The organism is Cupriavidus basilensis, assembly GCF_029335485.1.
GTDB classification, from domain to species: domain Bacteria; phylum Pseudomonadota; class Gammaproteobacteria; order Burkholderiales; family Burkholderiaceae; genus Cupriavidus; species Cupriavidus basilensis_E.
On the sequence record NZ_JARJLM010000428.1, the window covers coordinates 1 to 12800 of the forward strand.

The 12800-nt window shown below is 67.4% G+C and carries 12 protein-coding genes; 6 read left to right on the forward strand and 6 right to left on the reverse strand.

Annotated features, from left to right (window positions below; translation table 11 throughout):
• From P3W85_RS25375 to P3W85_RS25395, 5 genes are all read left to right on the forward strand, one after another.
• Positions 1 to 779, forward strand: a 779-nt coding sequence (locus P3W85_RS25375; RefSeq protein ID WP_276266783.1) for a UDP-2,3-diacylglucosamine diphosphatase, incomplete at its 5' end; no start/stop codon positions are given.
• 82 nt (positions 780 to 861) lie between these two features.
• Positions 862 to 2001, forward strand: a complete 1140-nt coding sequence (locus tag P3W85_RS25380; protein ID WP_276266784.1) for a glycosyltransferase family 4 protein — start codon at positions 862 to 864, stop codon at positions 1999 to 2001.
• Entirely contained in the window at positions 1907 to 2401 is a 495-nt protein-coding gene (locus P3W85_RS25385; protein WP_035807411.1) for a diacylglycerol kinase, read from the forward strand. The genes P3W85_RS25380 and P3W85_RS25385 overlap by 95 nt, the downstream gene beginning before the upstream one ends.
• A gap of 182 nt (positions 2402 to 2583) precedes the next feature.
• On the forward strand, positions 2584 to 3282 hold the full coding sequence (locus P3W85_RS25390; RefSeq protein WP_017225770.1) for a TetR/AcrR family transcriptional regulator: 699 nt from the start codon (positions 2584 to 2586) through the stop codon (positions 3280 to 3282).
• Positions 3279 to 3863, forward strand: coding sequence for a TIGR00730 family Rossman fold protein (locus tag P3W85_RS25395; RefSeq protein WP_017225769.1), 585 nt, complete (start codon positions 3279 to 3281; stop codon positions 3861 to 3863). The genes P3W85_RS25390 and P3W85_RS25395 overlap by 4 nt, the downstream gene beginning before the upstream one ends.
• Before the next feature lie 86 nt (positions 3864 to 3949).
• Here the strand turns inward: P3W85_RS25395 and P3W85_RS25400 are convergent, their stop codons facing one another.
• From P3W85_RS25400 to P3W85_RS25425, 6 genes are all read right to left on the reverse strand, one after another.
• Positions 3950 to 4567, reverse strand: a complete 618-nt coding sequence (locus P3W85_RS25400) for a DUF924 family protein (RefSeq protein ID WP_276266785.1) — start codon at positions 4565 to 4567, stop codon at positions 3950 to 3952.
• A 37-nt stretch (positions 4568 to 4604) separates the two neighbouring features.
• Positions 4605 to 5030, reverse strand: coding sequence for a group II truncated hemoglobin (locus P3W85_RS25405; RefSeq protein ID WP_017225767.1), 426 nt, complete (start codon positions 5028 to 5030; stop codon positions 4605 to 4607).
• Between the two features lie 53 nt (positions 5031 to 5083).
• The gene (locus P3W85_RS25410; RefSeq protein ID WP_430869616.1) at positions 5084 to 7723 is read right to left on the reverse strand and encodes an ABC transporter permease; all 2640 of its coding nucleotides are present in this window, start codon (positions 7721 to 7723) and stop codon (positions 5084 to 5086) included.
• Between the two features lie 136 nt (positions 7724 to 7859).
• Positions 7860 to 8483, reverse strand: coding sequence for a DUF4126 domain-containing protein (locus P3W85_RS25415; RefSeq protein ID WP_276266786.1), 624 nt, complete (start codon positions 8481 to 8483; stop codon positions 7860 to 7862).
• Positions 8484 to 8633: 150 nt separating this feature from the next.
• Positions 8634 to 9731 (reverse strand): substrate-binding domain-containing protein, encoded by a 1098-nt coding sequence (locus P3W85_RS25420; protein ID WP_017226172.1) that lies wholly within the window; start codon positions 9729 to 9731, stop codon positions 8634 to 8636.
• A gap of 473 nt (positions 9732 to 10204) precedes the next feature.
• The gene (locus tag P3W85_RS25425) at positions 10205 to 11161 is read right to left on the reverse strand and encodes a LysR substrate-binding domain-containing protein (RefSeq protein WP_035810312.1); all 957 of its coding nucleotides are present in this window, start codon (positions 11159 to 11161) and stop codon (positions 10205 to 10207) included.
• A gap of 220 nt (positions 11162 to 11381) precedes the next feature.
• Between P3W85_RS25425 and xdhA the strand changes: the two genes are divergently transcribed.
• Positions 11382 to 12800 (forward strand): xanthine dehydrogenase small subunit (gene xdhA, locus P3W85_RS25430; protein WP_276266787.1); only part of this gene is annotated, 1419 nt, incomplete at its 3' end.

Genomic DNA, 12800 nt, shown 5'->3' on the forward strand with positions numbered 1-12800 from the left:
GCCACTACCGCGCCATCTGGCTGTCCGACATCCACCTCGGCACGCCGGGTTGCCAGGCCGATTACCTGCTCGACTTCCTCAAGCACAACGAATCGGACCAGCTCTACCTGGTCGGTGACATCATCGACGGCTGGCAACTGCGCCGCGGCTGGTACTGGCCGCAAAGCCACAACGATGTGGTGCAGAAGCTGCTGCGCAAGGCGCGCAAGGGCACCGAGGTAATCTACGTGCCGGGCAACCATGACGAAGCGGCACGCCAGTTCGATGGCCTCGCCTTCGGCGACATCACGGTGCGCGAAGATACCGTCCACGTCACTGCAGCCGGCCGGCGCCTGTGGGTGGTGCATGGCGACCTGTTCGACGGCGTGGTGCAGCACGCGCGCTGGCTCGCCTACCTGGGCGACTCGCTCTATACCGTGATCCTGGCCATCAACCGCCACTTCAACAGCATCCGGGCCCGCCTCGGCTTCCCCTACTGGTCGCTGTCGCAATACCTGAAGCACCAGGTCAAGAACGCCGTCAACTACATCAACTCGTTCGAGCACGCCATGGTGGACGAGGCGCGCCGGCGCGGCTGCGACGGCGTGGTCTGCGGCCATATCCACAAGGCCGAGATCCGCGAGGTGGACGGACAACTCTACTGCAACGACGGCGACTGGGTGGAAAGCCTATCCGCCCTCGTGGAAACGCAGGAGGGCGAATTGCAGATCGTCTACTGGACCACCCTGCTCGACGCCCCCGCCACGGCCACGCGCCGGCGCGCCACCGCCCCGGCGTGACAAGGCCTGACGCCCCCGCCAACGCAATCCCCTGGCTTCGCCGAGGCCAGTCGTCCACGCGGCCCCGCCGCAAGGAGCACGCATGAAGATCCTGATCGTCACCGATGCCTGGGAGCCGCAAGTCAATGGCGTGGTGCGCACGCTCAAATCCACCCGCCGCGAACTGCTTGCGATGGGGCACACGGTGGAGCTGATCACACCGCAGGAATTCCGCACCATTCCCTGCCCGACCTATCCCGAGATCGCGCTATCGCTGTTCGCCGGCGCCAAAGTCCGGGAGCGCATCCGCGCCTTCGCGCCGGACGCCCTGCACATCGCCACCGAAGGGCCGCTCGGGCTGGCCGCACGGCGCTATGCGATCGGCGAGCAAATCCCGTTCACCACGGCCTACCACACGCGCTTTCCGGAATACGTGCAGGCCCGCTTCGGCATCCCGCTGGCCTGGACCTACCGCTTCCTGCGCTGGTTCCATGGCCCCGCGCGTGCCGTGATGGCGCCGACCCCGGTGGTGCTGCAGGACCTCCGGCACTTCGGCATCGCGCATGGCGTACTGTGGACCCGCGGCGTCGACCTGGACGTGTTCACCACCCAGCAGGTGAACGTGCTCAACACGGCCCATCCGATCTTTCTCTACGTCGGCCGCGTTGCCGTGGAGAAGAACGTCGAAGCCTTCCTCGCGCTGGACCTGCCGGGCTCCAAGTGGGTCGTTGGGGACGGACCGGCGCTGGCATCGCTGCGCGCCCGCTATCCCGCCGCCAGCTACCTTGGCGTGCTGAGCCAGCCGGAGCTGGCCAAGGTGTATGCTTCAGCCGACGTCTTCGTATTTCCCAGCCGCACCGATACCTTCGGGCTGGTCTTGCTGGAAGCACTGGCCAGTGGCCTGCCGGTAGCGGCCTATCCGGTGACCGGGCCGATCGACGTGCTTGGCGACAGTACCGCCGGTGTGATGCACGAAGACTTGCGTGAAGCTTGCCTGGAGGCGCTGCGCATCGACCGCGCCACCGCTCGCGCCCATGCCGAGCGGTTCTCGTGGCGCGCCGCCTCCGAGCAATTCCTGACACACCTGCAACCGCTGCCGACGGTCCGCGCGGCCCTGAATGGCAATGCTGCCCGTCCTTCCCCCGAACATGCCGACTCCGCATCGCCCGCCGTCCGACCCTCACCACCCGCCAGCGCCGCAGACCATGGCGCCGGACTCGCCGAACAGCGACTACACGATTGAGCAGAACCCCCACAAGGGCAACCGCGGCCTGGCGCGGGCCTGGCACGCGGCCATCAATTCCCTGTCCGGCCTGCGCTACGCGGTACTGGAGGAAAGCGCGTTCCGCCAGGAACTGACGCTGGTGGCGATCCTGACGCCCTGCGCACTGCTGCTGCCGGTCGGCATCGTAGAGCGCATCCTGCTGCTGGGCACCCTGCTGCTGGTACTGATCGTCGAACTGCTCAATTCCAGCGTGGAGGCCGCGGTCGATCGCATCTCGCTGGAGCGCCACAGCCTGTCCAAGCGCGCCAAGGATTTCGGCAGCGCCGCCGTGATGCTGGCGCTGGTGCTATGCGGCGGCACTTGGGTGGCGATCGCCGGACCGATCGTGCTGGACTGGCTGCGCGGGCTGGCAGCCTGAGGCCACCCCCGCCGGGCGGGATGCGGCGGCGCCGGCAGGCGCCGCGGCTGGCGGCGGGCATGGCGCAAGCGCCCCGGCACGCCCCAAGAAGGCACCTGCGGCAACGCGGCAAACGGCGATGGCATGCGGCGATTGCTTATAATCGCCTTCAACTCACCGAATTGCCGCTCGCCCGGTCGCCTATGGAACCCAAACAGCAAGCCGGTCCCCGCCGCACCCGGGACCGCATCCTGGACGTCTCGCTACGCCTGTTCAACGAAGTCGGCGAACCCAACGTCACCACCACCACCATCGCGGAAGCGATGGAGATCAGCCCCGGCAATCTCTACTATCACTTCCGCAACAAGGACGACATCATCAACTCCATCTTCGTGCTGTTCGAGCAGGAGATGGAGCGCCGCCTCAAGATGCCGGCGGACCACAAGGCCACGCTGGACGAAAGCTGGGGCTACCTGCAGTACATGGCGGAATTCCTGTGGAACTACCGTTTCCTGTATCGCGACATCAACGACCTGCTGGCGCGCAACCGCATGCTTGAGACCAATTTCAAGCGCATCGTCGAGCAGAAGAAGCGCTTTGCGATGGAAATCTGCCGGCAGTTCCAGGAAGACGGTGAGATGGAGGCCACGCCCGAGCAGGTCGAGGCCATCTGCACCAACATCGTGGTGATCGCCACCTACTGGCTGTCGTTCCAGTTCGTCCAGCATCCGCGCCAGTACAACGACCCCGAGCAGATCCGTGGCTACCTGCACGGCGCCAGCTACCATATCTTCTCGATCCTGGCCCCTTACCTGCGCGGCAAGGCCCGCCAGGCATTCGACAAGCAGGCCCAGGAATACGCCGCCGCCAGGGCGGCGCAGACGGCAAAGGACAAAAAGTGAAATCGCTTTGTATTTATTGCGGCTCCAGCCCGGGCAACCGTCCCGAGTACGCCGACGCGGCGCGCGCCATGGGCAAGACCCTGGCCGAACGTGGCCTCGCGCTGGTGTACGGCGGGGGCAAGGTCGGGCTGATGGGCACCGTGGCCGACGCCGTGCTGGCGCACGGCGGCACCGCCATCGGCATCATTCCCGAGGCGCTGATGCAGAAAGAGGTCGGCCACCGCGGCCTGACCGAGCTGCACGTGGTGCGCAATATGCACGAACGCAAGCAGATGATGGCCGACCGCGCCGATGCCTTTATCGCCATGCCCGGCGGCGTCGGCACCTTCGAGGAACTGTTCGAGACCTTCACCTGGCTGCAACTGGGCTACCACGCCAAGCCGGTCGGTCTGCTCAATGTGGCTGGCTTCTATGATGGCATGCTCGGCTTCCTGCAGCATGCGGTCGACGAGGGCTTCCTGAAGCAGGTCCACAACGACCTGCTGCATGTGGCCCCCACGCCCGAGGGCATCCTCGACAAGCTCGGCAACGCGCCTCGCGTGCTGGTGGACAAATGGCAGGAGAAGCGCGGGCAGACCTGATGGCAACTGCCTGCCGCCGGGCCCGGCGTACCGGATCGAACTGGTGCGGCTGGCCCTGATGCCGGCGCGGTAACGCCGGCTGCCGTTCAGAACGACGATCCGGGCTCCCGCAGGAAAGCCGTCTCTGCCTCCGTGCCCTGCCGTCCCAGCAGGGCATTGCGATGCGGAAAGCGCCCGAAACGCGCGATCACCGCCCGGTGCTTGAGCGCCCAATCGACCTCGTCGACGCGGCCCCCGCTTTCGTCGCGCAGCGCCGTCATCAGCCGCACGGCCTCGTTCTGGTCGGCAAGCGATTCGGAATGCTCGAAGGGCATGTAGCAGAACATGCGGTGGAAGGGCGTGGGCAGCAGGCGATCGGCGCCGCTCGCCACCGTTTCCCGGGCCGTCTCGAGCGCCTGCGCGTCGGAAGCAAAACTGCGCGCGTCGCCACGAAAAATATTGCGCGGCATCTGGTCCAGCACCACGATGCGCGCGCAGGCGCCCAGCGGGCTTTGCGCCCAGCCGGCGTGCGCGCCGGCGTGCATGGCCCGCCACAGCGGCAGGAAGGCCTCGCGCATGCTGGCATCGAACGCTTCGGACTTGGTGAACCACTGCGCGCGCGTGGTGTCCCATCCGGCCGATGCGGGCGCGCCGAACCAGAAGTCAAGCACGCGCCTGGCGTCGGCAGTGGGAATCACGGCAGCTTGGGGGGTTGTGTTGGTCATTGGCGATAGGAGGGGGCTGGAGCCGTGCGCCGGGTCATCAGCGCGGCACGTTGCGCATCCAGTCCGCGGTCTGGAACAAGGCCTGCATCAGGCGCATCTGCAGGTCTTCGGACAAGCCCACGTCCTGCATCGCCAGCGCCATGCAGCGCATCCACTGGTCGCGCTCGCTGGTGCCGATCTCGAACGGCAGGTGGCGCGCGCGCAGCCGCGGATGGCCAAAGCGCTCGATGAAATGATTGGGCCCGCCCAGCCACCCGCACAGGAACCAGAACAGCTTGTCGCGCGAGCCATCCAGCGAGGCGGGATGCAGGGCGCGCAGGCCCTTGAACTCGGCCTCGAGGTCCATCAGGTCGTAGAAACGGTCCACCAGTTCGCGCACGCGCGCCTCGCCACCCACCAGTTCATAGGCGGTGCTCTCGGCGGTTGCGGAAGTGACGTCTTCAGGCTTGGATTCGGTACGCATAAGACACTCGGAAATACTCAGGGCGCGGGCTGCATGGCAAGCGGGCAAGACGCTCAGGTCTCGCGCAGGGTAGCCAGCGCCGGCTGCCTCAGCACCTCGCGCAAACCCAGCCAGCCGCCCGCGAAAGCGCACAGCATGCCAGAAAGCACGCCCGCCGGCACGATCCAGCCATTGAAGCGGTAGGGGAAATCGAACACGAACTGCGACAAACCCCAGCCCACCGCGCTCGCCCCCAGGCTGGCCAGCAGGCCGGCCAGCCCGCCCACCACCAGGAACTCGGCATATTGCGTCTGCCGCACCACGGCGGCGGAGGCACCCAGCGCCTTGAGCAGGCCGGCATCGCGCTTGCGTTCGTCGCGCGCGCCGGAGAGCGCCGCGTAGAGCACGGTCACGCCGGCCGCCAACGTGAACACGAACAGGAACTCGACCGCGGCGATGACCTGGTCGAGGATGTCCTGGATCTGCCGCAGGATCAGGTCGGTGTTGACCACCGTGATATTCGGGAAGGCCGAAACCAGCCGGTTGCCCAGCGCGGCCTGCGCGACGGGCAGGTGGAAGGCGGTGATGTAGGTCTCCGGCAAGCCCTTCATGGCGGCTGGCGGCAGGATCACGAAGAAGTTCACCCGCATCGAACCCCAGTCGAGCTTGCGCAGTGAAGTGACCGGCGCCTCCACCGACTGGCCCGCCACGTCGAAGCGCAACGTATCCCCCAGCCGGATCCCCAGCGTCTTGGCAATGCCCTCCTCCACCGATGCCCCGGCCTTGCCCCCGCCAAGCCAGTGGCCCGCGACCACGCGGTTGCCGGCCGGCAGCGCATCGGTGTAGGACAGGTTGAACTCGCGCTCGACCAGGTTGCGGGCGCGGCCATCGGGATAGCGCTCGGCCCGCACCGGCTGGTTGTCGATATGCGTCAGGCGGCCGCGCACCATCGGGTACAGCAGGTCTTTGATGCCGGCGTGCGCGAGCATGCCGGCCAGCGGCGCGCGCTGGTCCGGCTGGATATTGATGATGAAGCGGTTGGGCGCATCCGCCGGCGTGGCGTTGCGCCAGGAGGCGATCAGGTCGTTGCGGGTCATGCCGAGCAGCAGCAGCGCCATCAGACCCACCGCCAGCGCAACCGTCTGCAGCACCGTGACGGCGCGGCGCCGCTCCAGCACCGCCAGCGCAAAGCGCCAGCCCACGCGGCCGCGCGCCAGGCGCCGGCCGCGCATCAGGCGTGCCAGCAGGCTCAGCAAGCCCAGCGCCAGCAGCGCGAACAGGGCCCCGGCGGCAAGAAAGCCACCCGCGGTGGTCAAGCCCAGCTTGAGATCGCGCGCAGCCACCAGCAGCAGCGCCACGAAGGCGCCCAGGCCCAGCCCGTAGGCGACCCAGGTGGAGACCGGCGGCGCGCCGATATCGCGTCGCAGCACACGCAGCGGCGGCACCCGGGTCAGCGCCAGCAGCGGCGGCAGGGCAAAGCCTGCCAGCAGCACGACGCCGGCCAGCAAGCCCACCAGGGCAGGCAAGGCGGACGGCTGCGGCAGCGTCACGGTCAGCAGGCTGCCCAGCGATAGCAGCAGGCCATAGTGCGCCAGATAGCCCAGCGCCACGCCGGCCACCGCACCACCGATGCCCAGCAACAGGAACTCCAGCCCAAAGGCGAGCAGGATCTCGCGGCGCGACAGGCCCATGCACTTGTAGACCGCGCAGGCATCGGTATGGCGCTGCATATAGCGGCGTGCCGACATGGCGATGGCCACCGCGGCGATCATCGACGACAGGACCGCCACCAGCGACAGGAAGCGCTCGGCGCGATCCAGCGTGGCGCGCATTTGCGGCTGGCCGGATTCCAGCGACTCGACGCGGGTATTGCGCAGGGCCCGCTTGTCGATTTCGGCCTCCGCCCACTTCTGGTAGACCTGCGCGGCAGCGTCGGGGCCGGCCACCAGCAAGCGGTAGGTGACACGGCTGCCCCAGCCCACCAGCCCGGTGGATTCCAGGTCCGACAAGGGCAGCATCACGCGCGGCGCGAAATTCATGAAGCCGGCGCCGCGGTCCATTTCCTGGGTGATGATGCGCGCGATGCGAAAGCCGCGGCTGCCCAGCTGGATGGTGTCCCCCACGGATACCCCGAGCGAGTCCAGCAAGGCCGCGTCCACCCACACCGTGCCCGCGGCCGGAATGCCGGTGGCGGCGATTTCCGGCGCGCCGGGCGCGGCGGTAACCTTGAGCTGCCCGCGCAAGGGATAACCGGGCGCGACGGCCTTCAGCGCGGCCAGTTGCGAGGCGGCGTCGGACTTGCCTTGCGGTCCTGCCGTGCCCGGCACATGCACGGTCGCCATGCTGGGAAAGGTAACCGTCTGCGTCGTGGCCAGCCCAGCCTGAGCGGCGTGGCCGGCAAATACCGCGTCGAACGGCTGGTCGGACACCAGCAGCACGTCGGAGGCGATCATCTGGCGCGCGTCTCGCTCCAGACCCAGGCGCATACGGTCGGCGAGAAAGCCCACGCTGCTGAGCGACGCCACGGCCAGTACCAGTGCGAACAGGAGCAGACCCAGCTCACCGGCACGCCAGTCGCGCCGCGCCATGCGCAGGGCCTGGCGCCAGGGCGAGAAGCGTGCCGGCCCCCTGCGCCGGGCGGCGCCGGCCGGTGCTGCGGCGTCGTTGTCCGATGCGGACTGGGAGGCGGACTGCGAGGCGCGTTCTGAAGGCATTGATTTCTTATCCGTGCATGCGTTGCTGCGGCCTGCCTGGCAGGCTGCGTGCGGGTAATCGGTAAATCCTGCTGAATCCATGCAGGGCCCCGGCATATTGCCGGATATCGCCTGGGCAGCGGCGATCGTGGGCGCGCTAGCGCCTGGGCTGGCGCTGGCGGGCTGGCGGCAAGGCGGCCTCCGAACGCTTGCGCAGGGCATCCCGCAAGCGCCGCACGCCGCGCCACAACTTCGGCAGCAGCCATGCCGCCACCAGCAGCAGCAAGAGCAGTACCGCCAGGAACACTACCGGCAGGAAGAATGCCAGCAGCAATCCGCTACTGGCTGCCACGTCCTCGCTCAGTGAGGCCACCCAATTCGAAAACGGCTCCGGAGACACATTGATCAGTGCTCGGGTGCCTGCCTTGGCGGCGTGGGCGGTGCCGGCGAGGGTGCCGCCCACCAGTCCGGCGGCGACCACCCATTGCGGATCGAGCTGCCCGAACGCCGCGGCCGCCAGGATCGCGCCGGCGGGAATGCGGATAAAGGTCTGGATGCTGTCCCAGAAGGAGTCGAAGCCAGGTACCTTGTCGGCCACGAATTCGGCCAGCGCCAGTACCGCGGCCAGCGCGATCACCCACCACGACTCCAGCGCATGCAGGCCGGGCGGCAGGTGCAGCCAGCCAGCGCGGCCCAGCGCGCCGGCGGTGAATACAGCCAGGTAAAGGCGAAATCCGCTGGTCCAGGACAAGCCCGCGGCCAGTGCGGCCGTTTCTAGCATGGCGCTCCTTGCAAGGTCAGGCTGGCGGGCACGCGGCCTGCCGATGCAAGCAGTGTAATACGGGGCCGCCCGGAAGGCCGGGCGTGGATTGCGGCATGGCGTGCGGCGGACGCAAATACCGTTTCGCTGGCGCTTGCAGGCGCCCTGTCCCTAGCTGCCTTCCTTGCCGTCCGGGCCATACCAGGGCAAGGCCTCCTGCGGCGTGAGTATCCCATCCGGCTGCGCCATGATGTACCCCGGCAGCGCCTCGATGCGGCGCGCGAAAGCGGGATCCGCAATCAACGCCAGCAGCGCGTGCGCCCAGGGCGCCAACTGGTCATTCTTGCGCAGCGCCAGGAAATACGCCTCGCGCGTGAGCGGCACGAAAGCCAGGCCGTGGGCTTCGGCGTTCATGCGCAGGCCGAAGCCGGCCTCGGCGCGGCCGGCGTGCACCGCTTCCGCCACTTTCTCGTTGCTGAATTCGGGGGTTTCATAGCCGACGATCTGGTCCGGAAAAAGACCGTTCGTCGCCAGCAACTGATCGAACAGCATGCGCGTGCCGGAACTGCGCTGCCGGTTGACGAAGCGCGCCCGGGTGCGCGCCAGATCGCGCAGGTCGCGAATCTCGCGGGCCAGGCCAGGCGTGACGATCAGGCCCTGCTCGCGCCAGGCCAGCCGGATCAGCCGCACGCCGACGGGCCGCAGCCATTTGCGCAGGGTCACATGGGCCACCGAGCCCGCGGTCTGGATCGGCGAAACGTAGAAGCCAGCCAGTTCGGACTGCCGCTCCTGCAGGCAGATCAGGCCTTCCACGCTGCCGCAGAACACCGTATCGAGATGGAGCCCGGCCGGCTGGCCGTGCAGCGCGCCTGCCAGCACCTCCATGGCGGGATCGTGGCTGCCGGAAAAGCGGATGCGGGTCTGGGGCTGGGCCGCGTCGTCGAGATCGGCCAGAAAGTCCACCATGGCCTTTTGCACGATCGGATCGATGGACTCGCGCAGGCGCCCTTCCGCGCGCAGCAGGCGCTCGCCGAACAAGGTCAGCGACGCGCCGCGGCCTCGCTCCATATCGAGCATATTGCGCCCGAGCATTTCCTCCCATGCGCGCATCACGCCCCAGGCATGGCGGTAGGACAGCCCGATCTCGCGCGCCGCGCGATGCAGGGAGCCGGTCTCGCGCACGGCCTTGAGCAATTGGAACACCTTGCCGTTGGAGCGCGGATTGTCGTCCGCGGCTACCACCGGGAACAGGTCAAAGCGGAATGTCATATGCAACGCTTTTCATATTTACTTCGGAGATATGGGGCATCGACAAGGTAAAGCCTTGATTTTCTCGTTCTCCGCCGCATTCTCACCGATGCCATGAGTTTATGGCAATTATGTTTATAAAAGCATAAGACAAGGATAATCACCGCTGCTCATCGCATAATGGGCGAATTAAGCGGCGTGGACTTATTGCGGGGCAAGATGGAAAGATGGGGGGACGAATTCGTCGCCGCCGGCCATGGGTGTCAACCGCCGCGACATAACGTGACGTACAACGACTTCGTGGGGTCGGGCCGGCCAGGCTCAAGGGTGACAAGGACGTCATGGCCGGTGTCAAATTCATCTCGCACGACGACAACGCCGGCGCCGGCGCGATGGAAAAAGACGGAACGAAGCAGGCCGGCGCTGTTCTTCCCGGGCGATAAGGGCAAGCAGGCCGGGAAAAAGCGGGGTGCGAAGTGTAAGGCTCAGCCCGCTCAGGGTTGCGCCTCTCCCACCCTCGGCAACTGCGGCAACACCGGCAACTCCCCCGCCACTTCCGCGATCATGCGCCGCAGCCACATCACGTCCGGCGCTGCGTGGCAGCGCTCGTGCCAGAGCTGGTAGAACCGCATGCGCGGAAAGGCCACCGGCGAAGGCACCATCTTCAGCGGCAGGTATTGCGCGTAATGCGCGGCGAACTGCCGTCCGGTGGTGAACACCATGTCGGTCTTCATCAGCACGTAGGGCACCAGCCCGAAGTACGGCAGCGTGACCTGGATATTGCGCTTATAGCCCTGCTCGGCCAGCGCCTGGTCGATCATGCTGCGCTGCATCGAGGCATACGGCGCGGGCGCCAGGTGCGGCATCTCCAGGTAATGCTTGAGCGTGAGCCCCTTGCGCGCCAGCGGGTGCTGGGCGCCCAGCATGCACACCACCTCGTCGTCGAACAGCGGCGAGATATGCAGGTGCTCGGGCGGCGACAGCCAGTTGCCGACCACGATGTCCAGTTGCCCCTGCTCCAGGCTCTCCAGGAAATCGCTGGACGAGGTCATCGGGTGCACGAACAGCTTGGCGCCGGGCGCCAGCCTGCGCACCCGCTCGACGATATTGGGCAGGAAAAAGGCGTCCAGGTAGTCGGGCGCGCCCAGGTGGAAGGTGCGGGTGGTGGTGGCCGGGTCGAAATGCTGGGGCGGACGGGCAATGCGATCCATCGCCGCCAGGCTCTGCTCGGCCAGTTGCAGCAGTTCGCGCCCGCGCTCGGTCGGCACCATGCCGCTCTTGCCGCGCACCAGGATGGCGTCGCCGGTGATCTCCCGCAGGCGCTTGAGCGTATTGCTGATGGCCGGCTGCGACTGGCCGAGCCGAACCGCGGTGCGGGTCACGCTCTGCTCGGTCAGCAGCGTGTGCAGCACCCGCAGCAAATAGGTGTCGAGATGGTCGCGTCCATGCATGGCGAGGGGGCGCCAGGCGCGCATGGCGACCGGTGGCGTGGGGGATGGGAACGGCGCATAGTGTATGTCAGGCACCCCGTCATCGGTCAAATCCGGCCGTCACTCTCCTTGCCGGCCGCGCGACGCTCTCCCCCCCTTGATGGGGCATATCACCTGGGCCGAATATTGCATCACCGGCACCAGTGCTATGTTAGTCCCCATCATAAAGAGAGAACACGCCATGGAGACGCAAACCATCCGCTTTTACCACCGCGGCAAGGTCCAGGAGATCGCCGACGCCCCCGTGACCCGTACCGTGCTGCAGTACCTGCGCGAGGACGCGCGCTGCACAGGCACCAAGGAGGGCTGTGCCGAAGGCGATTGCGGCGCCTGCACCGTGGTGCTGGGCGAACTGCGCGAGGACGGCGAGGTCGAGTTCAAGGCGGTCAATTCCTGCATCCAGTTCCTGCCCACGCTGGACGGCCGCGCGCTGATCACCGTGGAAGACCTGCGCCAGGCCGATGGCGCGCTGCACCCGGTCCAGCAGGCGATGGTGGAATGCCATGGCTCCCAGTGCGGCTTCTGCACCCCCGGCTTCGTGATGTCGCTGTGGGCGCTCTACCAGCAGAACGCCGAAGACGCCGGCACCGGCCGCGCGCCGGCCCGCGCTACCATCTGCGATGCGCTCACCGGCAACCTGTGCCGCTGCACCGGTTACCGCCCCATCATCGAGGCCGGCCAGCGCATGATGGCGCTGCCGGCGCCGCAGGCCAGCAAGCTCGAGCCGCGCCGGATCGCCGACACGCTGCGCTCGCTGCAACGCGAAGCTACCTTCCACTACAGTTTCGACGGCCAGCACTTCTACGCGCCGCGCACGGCGTCTGCCTTTGCCGCCATCAAGGCAGCCGAGCCGGGCGTGCGCATCCTGGCCGGCAGCACCGACGTGGGCCTGTGGGTGACCAAGCAGTTCCGCGAACTCGGCAACCTGCTGTACGTGGGCCAGGTCGCCGGCCTGAACAGCATCGGACAGGTCGACGGCACCATGGAAATCGGTGCGGCAGTCTCGCTTGAGCGCGCCTACGCGGCGCTCAATGCCGTGCACCCCGCGCTGGAAGAACTGTGGAAACGCTTTGCCTCGCTGCCGATCCGCAACGCCGGCACGCTCGGCGGCAATATCGCCAACGGCTCGCCGATCGGCGATTCCATGCCCGCGCTGATCGCGCTTGGCACCGAAGTGGTGCTGCAGCGCGGCGACACGCGCCGCACCCTGCCGCTTGAAGACCTTTACCTGGCTTACCAGAAGACCGCGATGGCCGAGGGCGAGTTCGTCGCGGCGCTGCGCGTGCCGCTGGCGGGACCGCAACACTTCCGCACCTACAAGCTGTCAAAACGTTTCGACGAAGACATCTCCGCGGTGTGCGCCGCTTTTGCCGTGACGGTGGAAGATGGCGTGATCCGGCAGGCACGGGTTGCCTTCGGCGGCATGGCCGCCACACCCAAGCGCGGCGCGCGCACCGAAGCCGCGCTGGTGGGCCAGCCCTGGACCGAAGCCACCGCCCGCGCCGCCATGGGCGAACTGGCGCAGGACTTCACGCCACTCACCGATATGCGCGCCACCGCAGCCTACCGCAGCCGCGGCGCCGCCAACCTGCTGTACCGC

Coding starts and splice junctions, on each gene's coding strand:
- P3W85_RS25380 (WP_276266784.1), top strand. CDS start 862: ATGAAGATCCTGATCGTCACCGATGCCTGGGAGCCGCAAGTCAATGGC.
- P3W85_RS25385 (WP_035807411.1), top strand. CDS start 1,907: ATGCCGACTCCGCATCGCCCGCCGTCCGACCCTCACCACCCGCCAGCG.
- P3W85_RS25390 (WP_017225770.1), top strand. CDS start 2,584: ATGGAACCCAAACAGCAAGCCGGTCCCCGCCGCACCCGGGACCGCATC.
- P3W85_RS25400 (WP_276266785.1), bottom strand. CDS start 4,567: ATGACCAACACAACCCCCCAAGCTGCCGTGATTCCCACTGCCGACGCC.
- P3W85_RS25405 (WP_017225767.1), bottom strand. CDS start 5,030: ATGCGTACCGAATCCAAGCCTGAAGACGTCACTTCCGCAACCGCCGAG.
- P3W85_RS25410 (WP_430869616.1), bottom strand. CDS start 7,723: ATGCCTTCAGAACGCGCCTCGCAGTCCGCCTCCCAGTCCGCATCGGAC.
- P3W85_RS25415 (WP_276266786.1), bottom strand. CDS start 8,483: ATGCTAGAAACGGCCGCACTGGCCGCGGGCTTGTCCTGGACCAGCGGA.
- P3W85_RS25420 (WP_017226172.1), bottom strand. CDS start 9,731: ATGACATTCCGCTTTGACCTGTTCCCGGTGGTAGCCGCGGACGACAAT.
- P3W85_RS25425 (WP_035810312.1), bottom strand. CDS start 11,161: ATGCATGGACGCGACCATCTCGACACCTATTTGCTGCGGGTGCTGCAC.